This is a genomic window from Streptomyces sp. NPDC101490 (assembly GCF_044767145.1).
Taxonomy (GTDB): domain Bacteria; phylum Actinomycetota; class Actinomycetes; order Streptomycetales; family Streptomycetaceae; genus Streptomyces.
In genome coordinates, this window is the sequence record NZ_JBIWNI010000014.1 from 150,465 (window position 1) to 172,215 (window position 21,751).

Consider the following 21,751-nt stretch of genomic DNA (forward strand, 5'->3'; position numbering starts at 1 on the left):
CGCGTCCTACGCGGTCGCTCCCGTCGTGCGGGGTGCGGCCGGGTGGTCCCACGGCCGGCGGTTCCACCGCATCCGGGACCAGGGCAGGGCCAGTTCGCGCTGGCCGGAGATCTCCTTCGGGGCGAGGGTCGCCAGCGGCACGGCCTCGCGGTGGCGGCTGTGGACGGTGTCGACGTAGCGGTGGCCGGTGTCGGGTGCGACGAACACGACCGTACGGCCGGGGGCGCGGTCGCGTTCGTGGCGGGCCGCGAGGTGGGCGGCGCCGGTCGAGAGCCCCGCGAAGACGGCGTGCCCGCGCAGGAGTTCGACCGTGCCGGAGAGGGCCGCGTCGAAGGAGATCCAGTGCAGGGTGTCGTACAGCTCGTGGGAGACGTTCCCGAAGGGGATCGAGCTGCCGATGCCCGCGATGATGATCTCCGGGTCGGTGGTGTGCTCGGCGCCGAACGTGAGGCTGCCGAAGGGCTGGACACCGACGAGTTCGACATCGGTGGGGTGGTCGGCCGCCGCGCGGAGGTAACGGGTGAGGGCGCCGGTGGAGACGCCGGAGCCGACCCCGCCGACGAGGGTGAGGTTCCGTCCGCCGGTCTCCTCCCTGATCCGGTCCGCGACCGCCCGGTAGCCGAGGTGGTGGACGGCGTCGTGGTACTGGCGCATCCAGTGGTACCCGGGGTGTGCGGCGAGGATCTCGTGGACGCGCTCGACCCGCCGCTTCTGGTCGAGCTTGAGGTCGTCGCAGGGCTCCATCTGCTCCAGGGTCACCCCGAGCACGTCGAGCTGGACCCGTAGGGTGCGGTCCACGGTGGACGAGCCGACGATGTGGCAGCGCATCCCGTGGCGGTGACAGGCCAGGGCCAGGGCGTACGCGTAGATGCCGCTGGAACTGTCGAGGAGCGTGTCCCCCCGGCGTACGGCCCCGGTGTCGAGCAGATGGCGGACGGCGGCGAGGGCGGAGACCACCTTCATCGTCTCAAAGCGCAGACAGACGAGCCGGTCGTCGAGGTGTATCAGGTCGGGCCTGCCGATCGCGTCCGCGACGTGCCGGTCCATGCGGGGACTCCTTGGGGGTGGGGAGGGTGGTGAAGACACGGGTGGCGGGGATGCCGTGGGCGCTCAGCGCGCGCAGACAGTCACGGACGCGGGCTCGCGGGTCCCCGGGGGCCGCCGGATCGAGGAGGACTCCGGCCACCGCGCCGCTGTGCGCGATCTGCACGCCCAGCGCGCCGATCCGCCGGGCGAGGGCGGTCAGGGTGCCGAACTCGGCGTGCCCCAGGGCCTCCTGGCCCCGTCGGGCGCTGGCGGTGGCGACCTCGCCGAGGAGGGGCGCGTCGCCGGTGGCGACGGCCCGGCGCAGCAGCCCGCGCAGCCGTTCGTACTCGCGGACGTCCGCTTCCGTGGCCTCCCGTACGGGGAGGGCGAGGGTGTCGACGGGGGCGCCGCCGCCGAGGGCGCAGCCGACGACGAGCAGGGGCGGCAGGGCCCGGCCGAGGACTTCGAGGACCCGGCCCTCGCGCTGGGCGAAGAGCACGGGGCGACCGTCCAGCATCAGCGGGTCGCTGGCCCGTTCCGCCCGGACGGCCAGCCGGGCGACCGCTCCGGGGGCGAGGCGGAGCCCGTGCGCGGCGGCGACCGCGCGGACGGCGGCGATCACATCACTGGTCGAACTGCCCATGCCCAGACCCACCGGAACGCTCCCGCTCAAGCCCAACTCGCCTCCGCAGGGAGGGAGTCCGCGGCGCGCGGCACACGCGGTGACGGCGAGGGCCGCCGCGCGGGCGGCCTTCGTCCGGTCGGCGGGGGTCACGGTCAGCGCCTCGGGCGGGGTGCCGGGGCGGCGGCGGAACGTGGCGGTGCTGCCGGGACCGGGCAGCGGAAGGGTGACCAGACCCGCGCACCGTCGGCCCTCGGTGTCGCGGAAGACGCCCTGGAGGAGCTCGCCGTGGTGGCGGGGGGCGTGGCCGGTGCCGGTGTCCGGTGGCGTTCCGGTGGCCGGACTCATGCCCCGTCCCCCCGTACTCCGGCCCCGGTGTGGCTGGTGGAGTGCGTCGTGTCCGTCCGGTGGCGGTACCGGTACAGGGGCGTCTCGTCGGCGCTGAACTGGGAGAAGGGGAAGGGTTCCGCCGAGAGGGCGGTCACTCCTGAGCCGAGGAAGGCGCGGGCGACGGCGGAGCCGGTCTGCGCGTACACGATCAGCGGGACGTCCCGCGCCCGGCAGCGTTCCAGGACGGTGTCGAAGGAGCCGTTGCTCAGGGTCATCCCGGTGGCGACGACCGCGTCGGCTCGGTCGAGGACGGCGTGCATGTCGTCGGTGACGGGGTCGCCCCACTGGGTGGCCCTGAGGTTGAAGTCGCAGGGCAGGGGCACTCCGCCGCGCTCGCGGATGGCCGCGACGAGGGGGTTGACGACCCCGATGAGGGCGACCCGGGCGCCTTTCGGCACGTCGAGGAGTCCGGCGACGGCGGCGTCCCGCGCGACCGCGCGGACCTCCGGGGTGCCCGTGGGCAGGGTGACGCGTTCCGCGTCGCCCGCCTCGGCGGCCGCGCGGTGCGGGCGGGTCTCCGCGAGGTAGGCGTCGAGGGCGGCGATCCGCAGCGGGAGCGGGCCGGTGCGCAGCAGGACGTCGAGCGGGGCTCCGGAGGACGCGCGGCAGATCTCCGGGGTGATCTCGCCCGCCTCGAAGGCGCAGCCGCCGAAGGAGCCGCCGAGACGGACCAGGACGTACTGGTTGAGGTACGTGGTGGCCCCGCCCGCGAGACGGGTGCCGTGGTGGATCCAGAACACGCTGGTCGCGACGAGCGAGGCGGGTGACGGGCCGTGCTCCCCCGCGAGGACCGCGTCGACGAGCCGGGCGACGGGACCGAGGGGCGCGGACACGGGGACGGCGGTGGAGGCGGGGACGGTGGTGGAGGCGGGGAGCGGAGGGCGTGCGGGGAGGGACGGGAGGGACATGGGGTGGGCCTTCTTGTCGGTGAGTGGGGTGAACGGGGCCGGGACTCCGGCCGGTGGGGGGCGAGGGACGACGGGCCCGGCCTCCGGGTCGGCGCGTCCGGCCGGGCCGGTGGGCGAGCCGCCGGGGCGAGGCCGTGAAGCGCTACGGCGACAGCGGTACGTCGGGTTACGGCGGTCACGTGGGCCCGGCAGGCTCGTACGGGAGACAGCCGGACCACCGCCGTACGGCCGGAGGTCCGGACGGAGGTCGTACGGCCCGTCCGGTGGGCGGAGGTGGCGGGGTGTGCGGGGTGTGGCGGGTCGTGGCGGGTCGTGGCAGGACGCGACGGCCCCGGCGGTCGCGGTCAGCCGGACCGGTGGACGGTTCGGGTCTGCCGGGGTGTGCGGCCGGTCGTCCCGAGTGGGCCCCGGTAGGTGACGGCCGGGTGTCCCAGGGCGTCGGTGGTGAGGGTGGCGTCGACCCCGAAGACCTCGGCGAGCCGTTCGGTGGTGAGGACCTCGGCGGGTGTTCCCGCCGCGACGAGGCGGCCGTGGTGCAGGAGCAGGAGCCGGTCGCAGTACCGGGCGGCGAGCGACAGGTCGTGCAGGGCGACCAGGACCGTCCGGTCGGTGCCGGTGAGCAGTTCCATCAGTTCCAGCTGGTGGCGGACGTCGAGGTGGTTGGTGGGTTCGTCGAGCAGCAGGGCGCGCGGCTCCTGGGCCAGTGCGCGGGCGATGTGGGCGCGTTGCCGTTCGCCGCCGGACAGGGCCTTCCAGGAGCGTCCGGCGAGCGCGGTGAGCCCGAGGCGTTCGAGGGCGGCGGCGGTCACCGCGCGGTCGGTGGCGTCGGGTCCGCGCCAGCGGTCGCGGTACGGGGTGCGGCCGAGGCCCACGACCTCGGCGACGCGCAGATCGGTGTCGGCGGCCGGGTCCTGGGCGACGAAGGCGGTGTGCCGGGCGATCCGGCGGGCGGTCCAGTCGCGCACGGGCCGCCCGTCGTAGCGGACCGTGCCGGTGTCGGGGTCGCGGAGCCCGGCCAGGCAGCGCAACAGGGAGGACTTTCCGGAGCCGTTGGGGCCGATCAGTCCGACGGTCTCGCCGGGTTCGACGTCCGCGCCGACCCCGCGTACCACGGGGGTGCCCGCGACGGACCAGCTCAGGTTCTCGGCGGTGATCCTCACAGTTCACCCCGCCTGCGCAGGACGAGGAGGAAGAGGGGGACGCCGATGAGGGCGGTGATCACTCCGACGGGCATCTCCCGGGGTGCGAACGCGATCCGGGCGAGGGCGTCCGTCCACACCAGGAAGACGGCCCCCGCGAGCGCCGAGCAGGGCAGCAGGGCGCGGTGGAGCGGGCCGACGAGGAAGCGGACGCCGTGCGGGACGATCAGCCCGACGAAGCCGACGGCGCCGACGGTGGCGACCGCGACGGCGGTGAGCGCGGCCGTCACGACGAGCAGGAACGTCCTGGTCCGTGCCACGCCGATGCCGAGGGAGGCGGCGGTGTCGGCGCCGAACGCGAGTCCGTCGAGGGCGTTCGCGCACCACCAGGCCGCCGCGAGGCCCGGTGGGACGACGAGCGCGCAGAGGACGACCGTGCTCCAGCGGGCGGGTGCCATGGAGCCGAGGAGCCAGTGGGTCACCGCCCGGGTGGTGTCCGCGTCCGCCGCCGCCATCAGGATCAACGACGTGACGGCCGCGAGGAGTTGGCCGACGACGACGCCGGTGAGGACGATACGGACGGAGTCCGGGCCGGTGCGGCGCAGGAGCGCGAGGAGCAGTGCGAAGGCGAGGAGGGCGCCGAGGAGGGCGCCGCCGGTGACCCCCAGGGTGCTCGCGCCGACGCCGAGGACGACCACGGTCACCGCCCCGGCGGAGGCGCCGGAGGAGACGCCGAGCAGATAGGGGTCGGCGAGGGCGTTGCGGGTGACGGCCTGGAGGACGGTGCCGCACACGGCGAGCGAGGCGCCGACCAGCGCGGCCGTCAGTACGCGGGGCAGCCGCAGGTCCCAGACGAGCGAGTCGATGAGCGGGGGCAGCGGCTCGACGTCCAGACCGAGCCGGGTGCCGAGGACGCGGGCGAGGTCGGCCCAGCCGACCCCGGCGGTGCCGACCCGCACGGCGGCCACGACCGAACAGACGAGGGCGACGGCGAGAAGGGACGCCCGCCACCCCCGGGCGAACACGGCCCGGGGCACGGGAGTCGGGGCCCCGGGACCACCGTGCTCCCCACCGGCGTTGGACGGTACGGACGCGGGTCCACCGGGCGCAGGTCCGTCGGGCACGGATCCGGGTGCCGAGCCGGGCGCGGGCACGGACCCGCCGGACACCGCCCCGGCGCCGACGGGCGGATCAACCACGCTCACAGGAAGGGCACTTGAGCCGCCGTGCGGGTCGGGCGCCCCGGCGCGCGCGGCCATCGAACCGACCGGCGTGCCCGCGCCCTCAGTGGGCACGGCCCAGGTCCTTCACGCCGTCCGCGAGCAGCCCGAGGGTGTGCACGGAGCGGACCGAGGGGTCCAGTTCGATGCCGGGGACCTGGAGGATGTGGTCGTCGCGGACCGCGTGGAGGCGGGAGACCACCGGGTGGGCGGCCAGTTCGGCCCGCTTCTCCGCCGCGCTGTCACCGGGGCGGCCCCGTTCGGACAGGTCGCCCACCACGATGAGGTCGGGGTCGCGGCGGGCGACCTCCTCCCAGGAGACTTCCGGCCAGTCCTCGCCGATGTCGTCGAAGGCGTTCTTCGCGCCGACGATCCGGCTCATCTCGCTGGGCAGTCCGGTGCCCCCGGCCACGTACGGCATTCCGTTGAAGACCGAGTAGAGGAAGACGATGGTCGGGCGGTCCGCGTCCCGCCGCACGGGGCTGCCCTCACGGACGCGGAGGACGGCGGCGCGCTGTTCGGCCGCGAGGTGGCGGCCCCGCTGCGCGGTGTCGCCGCCGAAGAGCCCGCCGAGGTTCTCGTAGTCGGAGAAGAGGAGCTCGAAGGGGTTCCGGTCCGCCGGGTCGAGCCGGGGGCAGTCGACGGCGCTGACGAAGGTGGGGACCTTCAGCGCGGCCAGTTCCTCGCGGGTGCCCGCCCGGTCCCTGGTGAAGAGGTCGGCCGATCCGGCGACCACGAGGTCGGGCGCGGCGGCCCGCAGTTGTTCCCCGGTGGCGATCTTCGGGGCGATGACGGGGACGTCGGCGTAGGCCGCCTCGTACGCGGCGGGGATCTTCGTCTTGAGGTTGGCGGTGCCGGCCATCCGGTCCTGGAGTCCGAGGGCGAGCAGGATCTCGGTGGAGGTCTGGTCGAGGGTGACGGCCCGCCGGGGCGGGGCGGCGGGGGCCACCTCGTGGCCGCAGCTGACCGCGGAGACGGTCCCGGCGGATCCGGCGGCCCCGGGGCGGCCGCTCGTGGGTCTTCCGTCGGTGGCGGTGGCGCAGCCGGTGGCCGCGAAGGCGAGGGCCAGGGTCAGGGCGAGGCCCGTTCGGGCGGGGTGGCGCATGGGTGCTCCGGTCGGGGAGGGCGGCGGGGTGCGGGCAGGGGTGGGTGGGGCGTGCACCGGTCGGGAGTGCCGCGTTCGAAGGGTACTGTAATGGCAATCATTTTCATTAACGACCCCGGGGTGGTCCTCCGTGCCGCCCCCCGGCCTCCCAGGAGCCCTGCCGCCGTGACCACCACCCCCGCGCCGACCCCGGCCAAGTCCCCGCCACCGCCACCGCGTACGGTCCTGCGCGACCCCGCCTTCCTGCGGCTCTGGACCGGCACCACCGCCTCCGGACTCGCGACCTGGGCCCTGCCCTTCGTCCTGGGGCTCGCCGTGCTCCACCGCCAGCTGGACGCCGCCGGACTCGGGCTTGTCCTGGCCGCGCGCACCGCCGGGTTCCTCGTCGCCGTCGCCGTGGGCGGCGTGCTGGCCGACCGGCACTCGCGCCGCGCGGTGGTGCTCTGGTCCGGCCTCGCCGCGGCGGCGTCGGCCCCGCTGCTCGCCGGGGGGCTCGACCGCTCCCTCGCCCTGATGACGGCCGCCGCCGTACTCGCCGGGGCGGGGCAGGGGGCCTGCCGCCCCGCCTTCCAGGCGCTCACCGCCGAGACCGTCGACCCGGCACACCGTCAGCGGGCCAACGCCGCCCTGACCCTGGCCGTACGGTCCGCCACCCTCGCCGGGCCCGCCCTGACGGCGCTGCTCGCGGCCTTCCTCGACGTCCGGACGCTCCTGTTCGGCATCGGGACGCTCTGGCTCGTCGCCGCGCTGGTGCCGGGCAGGGGCGCGCCCCTGCCGAAGGACGGCACCGCGACGGCGGACAGCACACAGCCCGAAGGGCCCGCCGCGCGTCCGGGGTTCCGCGCGGAGTTCCTGGAGGGCATACGGGAGGCGCGCCGTCACCCCTGGTTCCTCGCGGGGCTCGGCGCCCTCGTCGCCGTCATCGCCCTGGGGTACTCGGCGACCGGCGTGATCCTGCCGCTGGTCAGCCGGGACCGCTACGGCTCCGAGTGGGTCCTGGCGGCGGCCATGACCGCGTACACGGTGGGCGCGCTCGGCGGGGCGCTCGTCATGTCCCGGTGGCGGCCCCGCTCACAGGGTCTGGTGGCACTCGCCGGACTCGCGGCCTACGGCTTCGCGCCGCTGAGCCTGATGCTTCCGGTGCACCCGGTCGTCGTCGTGGCCGCGTACGCCGCCGCCGGGACCGGCATCGAACTGTTCAACGTGCCCTGGTTCACCGCGACCCAGCGGGAAGTGGCCCCGGAGAAGCTCGCCCGGGTCTCCTCGCTCGACTTCCTGGTCTCGTACGGTCTCGCACCGGTCGGCCTCGCCCTGATCGCGCCCGCCGTCGGACGGTTCGGGGTGACCCCCGTGCTCGCCGTGTGCGCCGCCGCCTGTTTCCTCGTACCGGCCGCCGCGGCCCTCGTCCCCACGGCCCGTCACTTCGCGCGCACGGCGCCGACGGCGAAGGGGTGAGGACGGCCCGGAACGGGAGGTGACCGACGCCCGCCCTCCGGCAGACGCCCGCTCTCCGCCCGGCGGCACCCCCGGCCCGCCCACGTCCACGGCCGCCACCCCCTCGGGTGGCGGCCGTGGACCGGCAGGATCACGCCGGGCGGCTCAGATCCATGTCGAGAGCGGGACCGTGATCTGCTTCAGCCACGCCCCCGCCGCGAAGTCGCGCGCGCGGACCACCACCCGGTCGCGGAAGACCTCGACCTGGAGGCCCTGGTTGAACGCGCCCGGCACGGTGACCTCGCCGCCCTTGCCGTCGTCCGTGTAACCCGTCTGCACGGCCCCGGTGTTGACGACGGAGAAGCCCTCGGGGTTCGCCGTGCCGGGGACGACCCGGCGGACGTACCAGTCCGAGAGGGCGAGGTCCCAGTGGGTGTGCCCGCAGAACAGGAAGACGTCCCGGTGGCGGCCGAGGATGCCGAGGAGACGGTCCGCCTGGAGGTAGTCGCGGGAGTACAGCCGGTTGTGACTGCCCGAGACCGTGTTCGGGAGGGGGTGGTGGGTGACGACCATGACGGGCTTGCGGCGCCGCGCCCAGTACGCGAGGCGCTCCTCCAGCCAGGCGAACTGCGCCTCGCCGATCCACACCTCGTCCCAGAGCTTCGGGTCGTGGTAGTGCATGTACTTCTCGGTGCCGATGCTCAGCACCGGAACGCCGCCGAAGGAGTGCTCCGCCCGCACCGAACCACGGCCCGCGAACCGGTAGAAGCTCCGGAACAGCGAGTCCTCCGTGGTGCCGTTGGGCCAGGTGTCCTGCGCGAGGGTCTCGGGGTCGCGCCACTTGGGGACGTAGAACTCGTGGTTGCCGATGGCCCAGGCGACCGTACGCGGGTGGCTGTGGCGCTTCAGCTCGGCGGTCACCGCCGCGTACTCGGCGTCGTAGCCGCGCGGGGTGATGTCTCCGGCGACGGCGAGCCCGGAACTCGCCGGATTGGTGCGCCGCATGTCGTCCAGGGCCACGCCCAGGTCGCGGAGGTCGCCCTGGATGTCGCTGATGACGTTGAACGCGGTGACCGGGCGGCGGCCCGGACCCGGATGTGCCGGGGGCGTCGCACCGGCCGGTGCCTGGGACGCGGCGACCGCGCCCACCGCTCCTGTCGCGGCCGTGAGCAGAGACCTGCGATCCACGGGGAGTTCCTTTCGTACGGGTGCGGCGCCACCGGGCCGCGCGCGTCCCCGCGCCCCCACGCGTGGGCCCGCACGCGCGCGCTCCCGGTCCGCCGCGCTTCGGTCCAGACCCGTCATGGATACGCAGTCCGCCCGGCCCGCCACCCGGCGCGGGCGTGTCCACCCGGTGAACAGACCCCGTCGGACGGGCTCCCGGCCGTCGGAAGGGCGGAGGTTACCGTGCCGGGCGGCCCGAGCCCCCCGCTCCTTCGGCAGTCCGTCGGAGAAGATCACTCGTTCGTGAGTTCCGGCCCCGGTCGCCGGTCGTGCGCCGCCAGACTGCGCACGGCGGCGCACGACCCGCGCCGCGCGGACGAGCTGCGTGGGAGTGACGGCATGACACGGGAGACGGGGCAGCACCAGGGGCCGGGCGAACAGGCGGTGCTGATCCTCGCCGGGCTCGCGGACGTCGCGGTGAGCACCCTCGGCTCGGCCCTGGGAACGGTACGGGGTCTTGCGGGCCGTTCGGACGCGGCGGAGCTGGTGGCGGACGCCGAGCGGGACCTGATGGCGCGGGGACGGCTGGTCCTCGACCGCTACGCGGTCGTGCCACCGGCGCATCTGGAGGTCCTCGCCCAGCACGTCCTGGCCACCCGGACCCGCGATGGCCGCTGAGGGCTGGGAGGCGGCGGCGTTCGCGGCGCGCGTCGACGAGGTGCTGCACCGGTTCGTCGCCGAGGAGGCCGACCGGCTCGCGGCGGTCGATCCGGCGCTGGAGCCGGTCGCCGAACAGGTCGAGGCGGCGGTCTCGGTCGGCAAACGGCTGCGGGCGGCCTTCTGCTACTGGGGCTGGCGGGCCGCGCGGCAGCCCGAGAGCGACGCCCTGCTGCGGGCGGCGGCCTCGATGGAACTGGTGCACGCGGCGGCGGTCGTCCACGACGACCTCATCGACGACAGTCCGCTGCGGCACGGACGGCCCACCGCGCACGTGGCCCTGGCCGGGGCCGTACGGCACCATCCCCGGGCGGCGGGCGCCGCCCGGTCACTGGCGATGCTGGTGGGCGACCTCCTCATGTCGCTCGCCGGGCAGCTGTTCGCCACCAGCGGTCTGCCCGCCGCCTATCTGGGGCGGGCCCGGCCGCTGTGGGCGGCGCTCGCCCGCGACCTGGTCGCCGGTGAGTGCCTGGAGATCCTCCACACCGGCACCGCCCCGGACACCGCCGCCTCGCTGAAGGTCATCCGGTACAAGACCGCGAAGTACACCGTCGAGCAGCCGCTGCTGATCGGTGGCGCCCTGGCCGGGGCGGACGAGCGACTGCGCGAGGGGTACACGGCGTACGGGCTGCCACTGGGCGAGGCCTTCCAGCTCCGGGACGACCTGCTCGGCCTCTTCGGCGACCCGCTGCGCACCGGGAAGTCCGACTCCGACGACGTGCGGGGGCAGCGGCCGACCGCCCTCCTCGCCGAGACCTGGCGGCTCGCGGACGCCGGGGAGCGCGAGCGGCTGCGTGCCCTCCTCGGCCGCCCCGACCTGGACCGGGAAGGTCTGGAGGCCGTACGGGAGGTGATGCGCGGGCTGCGGACGCCCGAGCGCGTCGAGGGCATGATCGCCGCCCGGGTGGAGGAGGCCCTCGGCGCCCTGCACGGCCTCGACGTGTCCGCACCCGCCGCCTCGGCCCTGACCTCCCTGGCGCACTCGGCGACCGTCCGCCTCTCCTGACCGCGCCCCACCCCCCTTCCCCCTCAGAGGAGTCCTCCCATGCCCCGCACCGAGGCGTCGATGAACGCCCTGCGCGAGAGCGGCGACGAGCTCGCCGACGCCACCGTCGCCACGCTCTTCGAACGCGGCGAGACCGGCACGTTCAACACCCTGATGCGTTTCGTCTCCACGGCGGGCGCCCCGCTGCCGGACGGACTGCCCGACGTCGCCCGGGAGTACCTGCGGGTCACCGCCGCCCCGCCGTCCTGGGTGGACTGGGACGAGATGGAGAAGGCGCGCCTGTTCTTCATCGACAACAACGTGCACATCTCCACGGCGCTCTCGTTCGCCTCGATGCCCGCCTGCTACCTCGTCCCGCACGTGGCGAAGCTCCTGTCCGCGTCGCACGGCCTGAACTACCCGTCCAACCGGATGGCGGCGACGGGCCAGTTCACGGTGCAGCTGATGCAGCCCGGCGCCTTCGAGGAGGGCAGCCGGTTCATCCCCGCCGCGCAGAAGGTCCGGCTGCTGCACGCCTCCATCCGCCACCACCTGGTCCGGGCGGACCGCTGGGACACGGCCCGCCTCGGGGTGCCGATCTGCCAGGAGGACATGATCGGCGGGCAGATGTTCTTCTCGATGCTCGTCCTGGACAGTCTGCACCGGCTCGGCATCCACATGTCCGAGGAGGGGGCGGCGGCCTACTACTACGCCTGGCGGGTGGTCGGCGCCATGCTCGGCGTCGACCAGGAGGCGGTGCCCGAGACCCTCGACGAGGCCCGCGAGTTCCTCGACCTCTACATGGTCCGGCACATGGGGCCGTCCCCCGAGGGCGTCCATCTCACCCGGCAGCTCGTCGACCTGTACGAGGAGGTCGTGCCGGGGACCCTCTTCGACCCCGTGGTCCCCGCCCTGATCCGCTATCTCGTCGGGGACACCTGCGCGGACTGGCTGGAGGTCCGCAGCACCCCCTGGGACACCCTCGTCAAGGCGGTGCCGCACCTCCTCGGCGTCCTGGAGACCATCGAGGACAAGTCCCCGCTGGGCGCCTGGGCCCTGGACCGGCTCGGCCACTTCACCACGCTCTTCGAGCTGTCCTCGCTGACCCGGGGCCGGATCATGCACTACGCCGTCCCCCAGCACCTCAGGGAGGAGTACGGGGTCCCCACCGCGCCGTCCCGCACCGCGCGCTGGACACCCCCGGCGGCGACGGTCGCGCCCTGACCCGGCCGGGCGGGGGGACGTCCTCGTGGCCGTCCCCGGCCCGGCGTTCAGCCCGTGAGCGAGTCCAGCCCGTACGCCCGCGTCGCCGTGCCGCCGAACACCGCCGCCCGCTCCGTACGGCTCAGCGCGTCCGTGAGCCGTTCCGCCACCGCCAGCGTCCGGCCGTACGACGCGGCCAGGGTGCACACCGGCCAGTCCGAGCCGAACATCAGCCGCGCCGGGCCGAACGCGTCGAGGAGAACGTCGGCGTACGGGCGCAGGTCCCGGAGCGACCAGGTGCGCCAGTCGGCCTCGGTGACCAGGCCCGACAGTTTGCACACGGTGTTCGGGCGGGCCGCGAACTCCCGCAGCCCGGCCGCCCAGGGCGCGGTCTCCCCGCCCGCGACCGGTGGCTTCGCCCCGTGGTCGAGGACGAACGTCAGCTCCGGCAGCTCCGCCGCCGCCCCGGCCGCCGCGGGCAGCTGGTGCGGAAGGATCACCAGGTCGTACGCGAGACCGGCACCGGCCACCGCCCGCAGTCCGCGCAGGACGTCCGGACGCAGCAGCCACTCCGGGTCCGGCTCCGACTGGACCTGGTGACGGACGCCCACCAGCCGTCGGCCACCGGGCCCGTCCCGCAGCGCGGCCAGCGCGTCCCCGACACCGGGCGCCGTCAGGTCGGTCCACCCCACCACCCCCGCGACGAGGTCGCTGTCGCGGGCCACCCGCAGCATCTCCGGGGTCTCCCCGGCCACGGTCACCGTCTGCACGAGCACGGTGGCCGTCACACCCGCCGCCTCGGCCTCGGCCCTCAGGTCGTGCTCGGTGAAGGTGCGGCGCAGCGGGGCGAGCGCGGGGCCGGTGATCCACTCCTGGTCGCGTACGGCGAGGTCCCACAGGTGGTGGTGGGCGTCGACCAGCGGCGGGGAGGTCACAGTTCCCACACCACCGGGAGCCCGGCTCCGGCGCCCTCGTCGGAGTAGTCGTGCACGACGTCGAGGAGTTCGGCCATCCGCGCCTGCCAGGCGACGTTGACCGGCAGCTTCTCCAGTCCGGCCAGGAGCAGGGCGTAGTCCTCGCAGTCGATCAGATGGAAGAGTTCCGTGCCGCTGCGCCAGATCGTCCAGGACGTGCAGCCCGCCGCCCGGATCGCTCCGGTGAGTTCGGCGGGGACCTCGCGGTGCGCCTCCTCGTAGGCGGCGACCCGGTCGGCGCGGACCCGGGTGTGCAGGGCGATTCTCATCGGGGGACTCCAGGGGTGTCGGGTGCGGGCGGGTCCGAGGGCTTGTGCACGGACCCTTCCGGGGCGACCAGGACGACGTCGAGGGTGCGGGGCCCGTGCACGCCCTCGACGCGGTCCAGTTCGATGTCACTGGTCGCCGAGGGCCCCGAGACGAAGGTCAGGGGTCTGCGGGGGTCGAGCCCCGCGAGGGCGTCCGGCACGTCGGGGACGACCTGCTCGGCGCGGACCACGCACAGGTGGTGGTCGGGGATCAGGGTCAGCGCCCGGCGGCCCTGGCCCGGTCCGGCGTCGAGCACCAGTGTCCCGGTCTCCGCGACGGCGAGGGCGGCCGTCGTCAGGGCGCTGTCGACGAGGTCGAGTTCCCGGACGGTGAGGGGCGGGGCGTCGCGGACCAGGTCCGCGTCGACACCGGTCAGATAGGCGGGCGGGAAGCCGTCGGGGACGACGACCCGCCGGGCCCCCCGGCGGGCGAGGAGGGCGGCCACGGCGTCCGCGACCTCGTCGGGGGCGCAGCGCACCACGGTGGCGCGGTAGTCGGCGACGCGTTCGGCGAAGAGCGCGACGGGGTCGTCGGGCGCGGTGGGCCGGCGGGGGCCGGGGAGGGCGGGGACGTCGTCGGGCGACTCGCCCTCGGGGACGTCTCCGAGGGCGGCCCGGACGCGGGCGAGCACGGTGGCACGCGAACCGGCCGTGCGATGGCCGGGGGTGTGCGGGGAGCCGGGGGCGTGGGGGGAGCTGGGGACGTGGGGGGAGCCGGGGACGTGGGGGGAGCCGGGGACGTGGGGGGAGCCGGGTCCCCGGTACGCGTCGGTCGAGGGGGCCTCGTTCATCGTTCCTCCCGTTCCTCTGGGTTCTGCCGGTTCTCCCGGTTCTCCCGCCACCAGGTCCGGAAGGACTCCCGGGGCGGTGGCGCGGTGTCCCGGGCCGTCGACCAGCCGCTGAGCGGGCCCGGCAGGTGTCTGAGGGGTCCGCCCCGGCCCCGGATTCGGCCGCCCGCCGAGGCGGCGCGCTGGGCGAGGCCCAGGAGTGCGGGCGAGTCGAGGACGGCCGAGGCCGCCTTCATGACCAGGGCCTCCGGCGTCGGGGCCGTACGGCTGTCGCGGCGGGCTTCGACGGCCTTCGCCCGCAGGTGCACCAGGACCTCCGGGATGTCGATCTTCACCGGGCAGGCGTCGTAGCAGGCCCCGCAGAGGGTGGAGGCGAACGGCAGGGACGCGGCCCGTTCGACGCCCACGAGCTGCGGGGTGAGCACCGCGCCGATCGGGCCGGGGTAGACGGAGCCGTAGGCGTGGCCGCCGGTGCGTTCGTACACCGGGCAGACGTTGAGGCAGGCGGAGCAGCGGATGCAGGCGAGGGTCTGGCGGCCGACGGTGTCCTTGAGGACGTCGGTGCGGCCGTTGTCCAGGAGGACGAGGTGGAAGTCCTGGGGGCCGTCGCCGGGGGTGACGCCCGTCCAGAGGGAGGTGTAGGGGTTCATGCGCTCGCCGGTGGAGCTGCGGGGCAGCAGTTGCAGGAACACCTCCAGGTCCTGGAAGCGCGGGACGACCTTCTCGATGCCCATGACGGTGATCAGGGTCCGGGGCAGGGTCAGGCACATGCGGCCGTTGCCCTCGGACTCGACGACGGCGACCGTGCCGGTGTCGGCGGCGGCGAAGTTGGCGCCCGAGACGGCGACCTCGGCGGTGAGGAACTTCTCCCGCAGATGGAGCCGCGCGGCCTCGGCGAGCGCCCGGGGGTCGTCGGACAGCTCGTCCGGGGCGGCCCGGCCCCACTCCCCCATGCGGGCGGCGAAGAGGTCGCGGATCTCGGCCCGGTCGCGGTGGATGGCGGGTACCAGGATGTGCGAGGGCCGGTCCTCGCCGAGCTGCACGATGAGTTCCGCGAGGTCGGTCTCGTACGCGGTGATCCCGGCGGCGGCCAGGTACTCGTTGAGTCCGGTCTCCTGGGTGGCCATCGACTTGACCTTGACGACCTCGCGGCTGCCGGTGGCGCGGACCAGGCGTTCGACGATCGCGTTGGCCTCGGCCGCGTCGGCGGCCCAGTGGACGGTGCCGCCCGCCCCGGTGACGCTCTCCTCCAGTCGTTCGAGGTAGTGGGCGAGGTGGCGTGCGGTGTGCCGTTTGATCGCGGCGCCCGCCTCGCGCAGTTCCTCCCAGTGCGGCACCTCGCCGGTGGCGTCGAGGCGTTTGGCGCGGATGGTGGTGGTGGCGTGCCGGAGGGTGTGGCGCAGCCGGGTGTCCGCGAGGGCGGTGCGGGCCGCCTCGGGGAAGGCGGGGGTGCCGAGCCAGACGCGGCCGTCGTGCTCCGTACCGCCGCCCGCCCGGCTTCCGCCGGTCCGGTCTCCATCGGTCGGGCTGCCGCCGGTCCGGCTTCCGCTGCCGCGTCGCTTCACCGTTCTCCTCCGGTGGCCGCGAGGATCTCCGCCAGGTGCATCACGCGGACTCCGCTGTTCAGCCGGTCGAGGCCACCGCCGAGGTGCATCAGGCAGGAGTTGTCGGCCGCGCACAGCACTTCGGCGCCGGTGCCCAGGACCCGGGTCATCTTGTCGGCGAGCATGGCGGTGGAGGTGTCGGCGTTCTTGACGGCGAAGGTGCCGCCGAAGCCGCAGCAGGAGTCCGCCCCCGGCAGCTCCGCGAGGTCGATGCCCCGGACCGCGCGCAGCAGGCGCAGCGGCCGGTCCGCCAGGCGCAGTCCGCGCAGGGAGTGGCAGGTGGGGTGGTAGGTCACCCGGTGCGGGAAGACGGCGCCGACGTCGGTCACGCCGAGCACGTCGACGAGGAACTCGGTCAGTTCGTGGACCGCGGGCACGACGGCCGCCACCGCGTCCCTGAGGGCGTCGTCGCCGAGCTGGGCGGCGAGTACGGGGTACTGGTGCCGGACCATGGCCGCGCAGGAGGCGGAGGGCGTCACGATCGCGTCGTATCCGGCGAAGGCGCGGGTGAACCGTTCCACCAGGGGCAGGGACTCCGGGCGGTATCCGGTGTTGAAGTGCATCTGGGCGCAGCAGCTCTGTTCCAGGGGGAACTCGACGGTGTGGCCGAGCCGTTCGAGGACGGTCACGGCCGCCTTGCCGGTGCCGGGGAACAGGGTGTCGTTGAGGCAGGTGACGAAGAGCGCGACCCTCATGGGCGGCTCACCCCCGGTCCCGGTACGGGGACGTCGGCGGACAGCTGGCGGGCGGCCCGCAGGTCGTCCCAGAGGGCGTCGGGCAGGGGGGTGTCCAGCAGGTCGGCGGCGTCGGTGACCTCCTCGGCGCCGCGGAGTCCCAGGAGGACGCCCGCCACGGCCGGGTGGCCGAGCGGGAAGCGGGCGGCGGCGGCTCTGAGCGGCACGCCGTGGCGGTCGCAGACCTCCCGCAGGCGGAGGGCGCGCGCGAGGGTGTCCGCCGGGGCGGTGGCGTAGTCGTACGGGGCGCCCGGACGCGGGTCCGCGAGGAGGCCCGAGTTGAACACCCCGCCCGCGACGACGGACACGCCCCGGCGGCGGGCGGTGGGCAGGAGGACGTCCAGACCGCTCTGGTCGAGCAGGGTGTAGCGGCCGGCGAGCAGGACGACGTCGATGTCGGTGTCGGTGACGAAGCGGGCGGGTACCGCCGTCTGGTTCATGCCGATGCCGATGGCCCGGACGACGCCCTCGGACCGCAGGCGTTCGAGGGCCGGGTAGGCCTCGCGCAGGGCCTGGTCGGCGTGGTGGTCGGGGTCGTGGAGGTAGACGGTGTCGACGCGGTCGAGGCCGAGCCGTTCCAGGCTCTGTTCGAGGGAGCGCCGGACGCCGTCCCCGGTGAAGTCCCAGGCCCTGCGGTGCGTGGCGGGTACGGCGAAGCCGTTGGCGAGATCGTCGCCGGGGGTGCCGGGGGCGCCGGGGGCGGGCACGAGGAGGCGGCCGACCTTGGTGGAGACGGTGTACGCGTCGCCGCGGCGGTCCCGGAGGAAGGCGCCGAGACGCCGTTCGGAGAGCCCGAGGCCGTAGTGGGGCGCGGTGTCGAAGGAGCGGAGGCCACGGTCCCAGGCGGTGGTGAGGGCGCGGTCCGCGTCCTCGTCGGTGACGGGCCGGTAGAGGTTCCCGAGCGCGGCGGCGCCGAACGCCAGCCGGGTCGTCCAGGCGGTGGACCTCCCGAGGGGGACGCGGGCGGCGAGGAGGGCGGGGGCCTTGCCGGGCCCGGCGGGGCGGGTGGAGTCGGCCGGACGGTCCTGGGAGGCGCCGGGGCCGGTGTCACGGGCGGTCGGAGTGACGGGGCGGGCTCCGTCGGCCATGGGGTCGGTGGAGCGGGCTCCGTCGGCCATGGGGTCGGTGGGGCTCATGTGGTCGCCTGCCGCAGCCGGAGGCCCGCCATGCCGCCGTCCACGTCGAGGGAGGTGCCCGTGACGGACGCGGCGGCCGGGGAGGCGAGGTAGGCGACGGCCGCCGCGACCTCCTCGGCGCTCACGAGCCGGCCGGTGGGCTGGCGGGCACGGAGCGCGGCGCGTTCGGCGGCCGGGTCGTCGGCCGCGTCGAGGAGGCGGGCGACCCAGGGGGTGTCGACCGTGCCGGGGTTGACGCAGTTCACCCGGACGCCCTCGCGGACGTGGTCGGCGGCCATGGCGAGCGTCAGGGAGAGCACCGCGCCCTTGCTGGCCGAGTACAGCGCCCGCTGCGGCAGTCCGGCGGTGGCGGCGATGGAGCAGACGTTGACGACGGCCGCGTGCGCGGACCGCCGCAGATGGGGCAGTGCGGCCCGGGTCGTACGGACGACGCCGAGGACGTTGACGTCCAGTACGGCGTGCCACTGTTCGTCGGGGTTGTCCTCGACGGTCCCGGCGGCGCCGATGCCCGCGTTGTTGACGAGGACGTCGATCCCGCCGAGCGCGGTGGCCGCCGCGCCGACGGCCGTACGGACGGAGGCGTCGTCGGAGACGTCCGCGCGCAGGGCGGTGAACGCGCCGGGGACGGCGTCCGGGTTCAGGTCGAGGACGGCGACGGCGGCGCCCTCCGCGTGGAGCAGCCGGGCGACGGCGAGGCCGATGCCCGAGGCTCCGCCGGTGACGACGGCACGCAGTCCGGCGAACGGGGCGGGAGTCGTCATGCCGTCACCTCCAGGGTGTTCCCGGCCTGGGCCCTGGTGCCGGTGCCGGGGTCGGGGCCGGGGCCGGGGCCGGTGCCAGGGCCGGGGCCGGTGCCAGGGCCGGGGCCGGTCGCGTCTTCCGTCCCGGCCGTGTTCCGGGAGGGGGTTCCGGTCCCGGTCGGGCCAGTGCTCCCCGCCGGGGTCCCGGTCCTGGCGGCGGCCTGTTCCGCGAGGTCGGCGGCCCAGAAGGGACCGTCGGGGTAGGCGAAGGTGGCCAGCGAGTCCGGGTGCATGTCGGCGGAGAACCCGGGTGCCAGGGGGGCGGTGTAGTGGCCGTCGCGGACGACGGCGGGGTGCGCGAAGTGCTCGTGGAGGTGGTCGACGAACTCGATGACCCGGTCCTCGGTCGTGCCGCTGAGCGCCAGGTAGTCGAACATGGCGAGGTGCTGGACGAGTTCGCAGAGTCCGACGCCGCCCGCGTGCGGGCAGACCGGGACGCCGAACTTGGCCGCGAGGAGCAGGATGGCGAGGTTCTCGTTGACCCCGCCGACCCGGGCCGCGTCCAGCTGGACGATGTCCACGGCGCCGGCCTGGAGGAGCTGCTTGAACACGATGCGGTTCTGGGCGTGCTCGCCCGTCGCCACCTTCACGGGGGCGACGGCGGCGCGTACCCGGGCGTGTCCCAGGATGTCGTCGGGGCTGGTCGGCTCCTCGATCCAGTACGGGTCGAACTCGGCGAGGGCCCGGGTCCATTCGATCGCCTCGGGCACGTCCCAGCGCTGGTTGGCGTCGACGGCGAGGCGGACGTCCGGGCCGACGGCCGCGCGTGCGGCACGGCAGCGGCGGACGTCGTCGGCGAGGTCGGCGCCCACCTTCAGCTTGATCTGGGTGAACCCGGCGGCGACCGCCTCCCGGGCCAGCCGGGTCAGCTTCTCGTCGGAGTAGCCGAGCCAGCCGGGCGAGGTGGTGTAGGCGGGGTAGCCCCGGGCGAGCAGCGTCCGCTCGCGCTCGGCCCGTCCCTCCTTGCCGCGTCTCAGCAGGTCGAGGGCCTCCTCCGGGGTGAGCGCGTCGGCGATGTACCGGAAGTCCACCTGGGAGACGAGCCAGTCGGGTTCGGCGTCGGCGAGCAGCTTCCACAGCGGCTTGCGCCCCCGCTTGGCGGCCAGGTCCCACACCGCGTTGACGACGGCGCCCACGGCCATGTGCATGACGCCCTTCTCGGGGCCGAGCCAGCGGAGCTGGCTGTCGCCGGTCAGCGCGCGGCTGACCAGGCCCGGATCGGCGCAGAGTTCCTCGACGGAACGGCCGATGACGTGCGGGCGCAGGGCCTCGATGGCCGCGACCTGGACGTCGTTGCCCCGTCCGATGGTGAAGGTGAAGCCGTGGCCCGCGAGGCCGCCGGGCTCGTCCGTGCGCAGGACGAGATAGGCCGCGGAGTAGTCGGGGTCCGGGTTCATCGCGTCGGACCCGTCGAGTTCACGGGAGGTCGGGAAACGGATGTCGTAGGTGTCCATCGCGATGACCCGTGTGATGTCAGTGGACAACGGGGTTCCTTTCGCACCTGGGCCGCCTGGCTCCGTGCGCGGCTCGTCCGGCCGGGCGATACGGAGCGGCCCCAACCATCAGCACAGATCGGGTGATTGGCCTGTTGAGCGAGAACGATACGGCGCTCGCGAGAGGCGGGGCAAGTAGACATCGGATGTTTCTTGGGATCGGGGGCCGGTGCCACCAGGGGCCGGATCCGGGCACGCCGAAGGGGCGTCCGCCGCTCGGGGCGGACGCCCGTAGGTCACCGTGCGAGGCCGAGGGGGACGCCGTACGCCACCCGTGACGGCGTGGGGACGCCCGCGTCGGCGCGGCGGCGGACCCCGTGGGCCCGCCGCCGCGCCTCACAGGGCGCTGTCGAGCCACCTCACCACGTTGGAGATGTGGATCGTCGCCCACGCCTCCGCTGTACGCGCGTCGCGCGCCGCGAGCGCGTCCAGGATCGCCCGGTGCTCCGCGACCGTCCTGGCCACGGCCGTCTCCTCGGTGATGCCCCGCCACAGCCGGGCCCGTACGGTCGCCCCCGAGATGCTGTCCAGGAGCGAGCACAGCAGGGGGTTGCCCGAGGCGGCGGCGATGCGCCGGTGGAACTCCAGGTCGCTGGCGACGAGTTCTTCCAGGCTGGGGCTCTCGCCGAGCCCGTCGAGCAGCTCGGACAGCTGTCTGATCTCATCCTCGGGGATGCGGTCCGCCGCCAGCGCGGTCGCCGCCGGTTCCAGGATGCCCCGCACCTTCAGCGCCTGGAGCGCCTGGTCGTCCTGGTGGAAGTCCAGGACGAACGAGACCGCTTCGAGCAGCAGCGGCGGCTCCAGGCTGGAGACGTAGGTGCCGTCGCCCTGCCGCACGTCCAGGATGTTCAGCAGGGACAGCGCCTTCACCGCCTCCCGCAGGGAGTTGCGCGAGAGCCCCAGCTCCGCGGCGAGGTCCGCCTCCTTGGGCAACCGGTCCCCCGGCCGCAGCGCACCGGAGACGATCATCTCCTTGATCTTCCCGATCGCCTCGTCGGTCACTGCCAAGGCATCCTCCTGTGCACGGCAAAATACATCGGATGTGTGTGCTGGCGGACACCCTACTCCAGGGTGGCGCGGAGCCGGTCCGGTGCGCCGGGGCCGGGGGCCGTGGGCGGGGGCTCCGGGGACGCCGCGCGGCGGAGCGCCGCCGCCTCCCGGTCCAGGACGGCGGGGTCGTCGTCGGGTACGAACTCCAGGAGCGCGTCCCTCGGCCGGGGGTGGGCCGCGAGCAGGGCGAAGGCCCTTCTCCAGAGTCCGTCCCTGGCGGTCAGGGGCAGCCGCCGGTTGCCCGGCCACCAGGAGAAGACGTGCACGGCGCTGACCCGGTCGGCGAGGGCGGCGAGACCGGTGAGCGCCTCGTCGTCCGGGGCGTCCTGGGGCGGCTGCCAGTAGGCGGTGACGTTGTCGGTCGCCGCTCCCCCGGTGCGGGAGGGCCGCTCCAGTTCTTCGAGGAGGCGGACCGTGGAGGGGACGGAGTCCGTCAGGGTCCTTCCGTGGAACTCCAGGGCGAGTTCGAGTCCGTGGTCGCGGGCGAGGAGTGCGGCCCGCCGCAGCCCTTCGGTGGTGCGGACGCGTTCCTCCTCCGTGGTCCGGGCCGATCCGGTCGTCCCGGCCCAGACCCGGACGCGCGGGGCGCCGAGCGCGACGGCCGCGCGGACGACACCGGGGAACGCGGGCAGTTCGTCCGGGAGTCCGTGGAAGTAGGAGCCGTACGAGCAGCGGACGAGCCCGTGCCGGTCGGCGGCGGCACGGGCCGCGTCCAGGGCGGCGGGGTCGTCCGGCGGGGCGTGGACGTCCGCGCCCCATTCGACCGCCGTGAGACCCGCCCGTGCGGCCCGGCGGGCGAGTTCCTCGACGGGCAGCCGCCGGAAGGTGACGGAGCAGATGCCGGGCCGGGGCGGGCCGTGGAGGGTGCCCGGCCCGTGGGGACGGTGGTGCGGCGGATCCTCGGACACGTACGGCCTTCCGGTGGGGAGGGGTGGGGGGTGTTCGGGGGCG

Annotated in this window: 21 protein-coding genes; 4 read left to right on the forward strand and 17 right to left on the reverse strand. The window is 74.9% G+C overall.

The genetic code is table 11. The features are described 5' to 3' along the window. Positions 1–6 precede the first annotated feature (6 nt). The 6 genes from ACIRQY_RS23830 to ACIRQY_RS23855 form a co-directional block, all read right to left on the reverse strand. Positions 7–1,047, reverse strand: a complete 1,041-nt coding sequence (locus tag ACIRQY_RS23830) for a pyridoxal-phosphate dependent enzyme (protein ID WP_403928966.1) — start codon at positions 1,045–1,047, stop codon at positions 7–9. Further along, on the reverse strand, positions 968–1,996 hold the full coding sequence (locus ACIRQY_RS23835) for a GHMP kinase (protein WP_403928969.1): 1,029 nt from the start codon (positions 1,994–1,996) through the stop codon (positions 968–970). The genes ACIRQY_RS23830 and ACIRQY_RS23835 overlap by 80 nt, the downstream gene beginning before the upstream one ends. After that, positions 1,993–2,946 carry a Rossmann-like domain-containing protein gene (locus ACIRQY_RS23840; RefSeq protein ID WP_403928971.1) on the reverse strand — a complete coding sequence of 318 codons (954 nt, stop codon included), beginning with the start codon at positions 2,944–2,946 and terminating at the stop codon, positions 1,993–1,995. Before ACIRQY_RS23840 ends, ACIRQY_RS23835 begins: the two co-directional genes overlap by 4 nt. A gap of 344 nt (positions 2,947–3,290) precedes the next feature. Beyond that, positions 3,291–4,106 carry an ABC transporter ATP-binding protein gene (locus ACIRQY_RS23845; RefSeq protein ID WP_403928974.1) on the reverse strand — a complete coding sequence of 272 codons (816 nt, stop codon included), beginning with the start codon at positions 4,104–4,106 and terminating at the stop codon, positions 3,291–3,293. Further along, positions 4,103–5,110, reverse strand: a complete 1,008-nt coding sequence (locus ACIRQY_RS23850) for a FecCD family ABC transporter permease (RefSeq protein ID WP_403928977.1) — start codon at positions 5,108–5,110, stop codon at positions 4,103–4,105. Before ACIRQY_RS23850 ends, ACIRQY_RS23845 begins: the two co-directional genes overlap by 4 nt. A 259-nt stretch (positions 5,111–5,369) precedes the next feature. Further along, on the reverse strand, positions 5,370–6,410 hold the full coding sequence (locus tag ACIRQY_RS23855) for an ABC transporter substrate-binding protein (RefSeq protein ID WP_403928979.1): 1,041 nt from the start codon (positions 6,408–6,410) through the stop codon (positions 5,370–5,372). Positions 6,411–6,575: 165 nt separating this feature from the next. Between ACIRQY_RS23855 and ACIRQY_RS23860 the strand changes: the two genes are divergently transcribed. Further along, a complete protein-coding gene (locus ACIRQY_RS23860; protein WP_403928982.1) occupies positions 6,576–7,865 on the forward strand; it encodes an MFS transporter in 1,290 nt (429 codons plus the stop codon). A 144-nt stretch (positions 7,866–8,009) separates the two neighbouring features. Here ACIRQY_RS23860 and ACIRQY_RS23865 read toward each other — a convergent pair whose 3' ends face one another. Next, complete coding sequence (locus tag ACIRQY_RS23865) at positions 8,010–9,032, reverse strand: metallophosphoesterase family protein (RefSeq protein ID WP_403928985.1); 1,023 nt, start codon at positions 9,030–9,032, stop codon at positions 8,010–8,012. Between the two features lie 375 nt (positions 9,033–9,407). Here ACIRQY_RS23865 and ACIRQY_RS23870 point away from each other — a divergent pair, with 375 nt between their 5' ends. Genes ACIRQY_RS23870 through ACIRQY_RS23880 form a run of 3 tightly spaced genes read left to right on the forward strand, consistent with a single transcriptional unit; the run spans position 9,408 to position 11,934 of the window. Further along, a complete protein-coding gene (locus tag ACIRQY_RS23870) occupies positions 9,408–9,686 on the forward strand; it encodes a polyprenyl synthetase (RefSeq protein ID WP_351784910.1) in 279 nt (92 codons plus the stop codon). Continuing rightward, positions 9,676–10,731, forward strand: coding sequence for a polyprenyl synthetase family protein (locus ACIRQY_RS23875; RefSeq protein WP_403928989.1), 1,056 nt, complete (start codon positions 9,676–9,678; stop codon positions 10,729–10,731). The genes ACIRQY_RS23870 and ACIRQY_RS23875 overlap by 11 nt, the downstream gene beginning before the upstream one ends. 39 nt (positions 10,732–10,770) lie before the next feature. Next, on the forward strand, positions 10,771–11,934 hold the full coding sequence (locus ACIRQY_RS23880; protein WP_351784915.1) for an oxygenase MpaB family protein: 1,164 nt from the start codon (positions 10,771–10,773) through the stop codon (positions 11,932–11,934). Positions 11,935–11,981: 47 nt separating this feature from the next. Here the strand turns inward: ACIRQY_RS23880 and ACIRQY_RS23885 are convergent, their stop codons facing one another. The 10 genes from ACIRQY_RS23885 to ACIRQY_RS23930 all read right to left on the reverse strand — a co-directional run bounded on the left by ACIRQY_RS23885 (position 11,982) and on the right by ACIRQY_RS23930 (position 21,708). Continuing rightward, positions 11,982–12,848, reverse strand: coding sequence for an amidohydrolase family protein (locus tag ACIRQY_RS23885; RefSeq protein WP_403928992.1), 867 nt, complete (start codon positions 12,846–12,848; stop codon positions 11,982–11,984). Beyond that, entirely contained in the window at positions 12,845–13,156 is a 312-nt protein-coding gene (locus tag ACIRQY_RS23890; protein WP_403928995.1) for an L-rhamnose mutarotase, read from the reverse strand. The genes ACIRQY_RS23885 and ACIRQY_RS23890 overlap by 4 nt, the downstream gene beginning before the upstream one ends. Next, positions 13,153–13,986 carry a lactate utilization protein C gene (locus tag ACIRQY_RS23895; RefSeq protein ID WP_403928998.1) on the reverse strand — a complete coding sequence of 278 codons (834 nt, stop codon included), beginning with the start codon at positions 13,984–13,986 and terminating at the stop codon, positions 13,153–13,155. Before ACIRQY_RS23895 ends, ACIRQY_RS23890 begins: the two co-directional genes overlap by 4 nt. After that, the gene (locus ACIRQY_RS23900) at positions 13,983–15,548 is read right to left on the reverse strand and encodes a lactate utilization protein B (RefSeq protein ID WP_403929001.1); all 1,566 of its coding nucleotides are present in this window, start codon (positions 15,546–15,548) and stop codon (positions 13,983–13,985) included. Before ACIRQY_RS23900 ends, ACIRQY_RS23895 begins: the two co-directional genes overlap by 4 nt. After that, positions 15,545–16,282 (reverse strand): (Fe-S)-binding protein, encoded by a 738-nt coding sequence (locus ACIRQY_RS23905; RefSeq protein WP_351784925.1) that lies wholly within the window; start codon positions 16,280–16,282, stop codon positions 15,545–15,547. The genes ACIRQY_RS23900 and ACIRQY_RS23905 overlap by 4 nt, the downstream gene beginning before the upstream one ends. Next, on the reverse strand, positions 16,279–17,457 hold the full coding sequence (locus ACIRQY_RS23910) for an aldo/keto reductase (protein WP_403929004.1): 1,179 nt from the start codon (positions 17,455–17,457) through the stop codon (positions 16,279–16,281). Before ACIRQY_RS23910 ends, ACIRQY_RS23905 begins: the two co-directional genes overlap by 4 nt. Beyond that, positions 17,454–18,218, reverse strand: coding sequence for an SDR family NAD(P)-dependent oxidoreductase (locus ACIRQY_RS23915; RefSeq protein ID WP_403929007.1), 765 nt, complete (start codon positions 18,216–18,218; stop codon positions 17,454–17,456). The genes ACIRQY_RS23910 and ACIRQY_RS23915 overlap by 4 nt, the downstream gene beginning before the upstream one ends. Continuing rightward, positions 18,215–19,711, reverse strand: coding sequence for an L-fuconate dehydratase (locus ACIRQY_RS23920; protein WP_403929057.1), 1,497 nt, complete (start codon positions 19,709–19,711; stop codon positions 18,215–18,217). Before ACIRQY_RS23920 ends, ACIRQY_RS23915 begins: the two co-directional genes overlap by 4 nt. A 375-nt stretch (positions 19,712–20,086) precedes the next feature. After that, the gene (locus ACIRQY_RS23925) at positions 20,087–20,758 is read right to left on the reverse strand and encodes a FadR/GntR family transcriptional regulator (RefSeq protein WP_403929010.1); all 672 of its coding nucleotides are present in this window, start codon (positions 20,756–20,758) and stop codon (positions 20,087–20,089) included. A 53-nt stretch (positions 20,759–20,811) separates the two neighbouring features. After that, entirely contained in the window at positions 20,812–21,708 is an 897-nt protein-coding gene (locus ACIRQY_RS23930; protein ID WP_403929013.1) for a sugar phosphate isomerase/epimerase family protein, read from the reverse strand. Positions 21,709–21,751 lie beyond the last annotated feature (43 nt).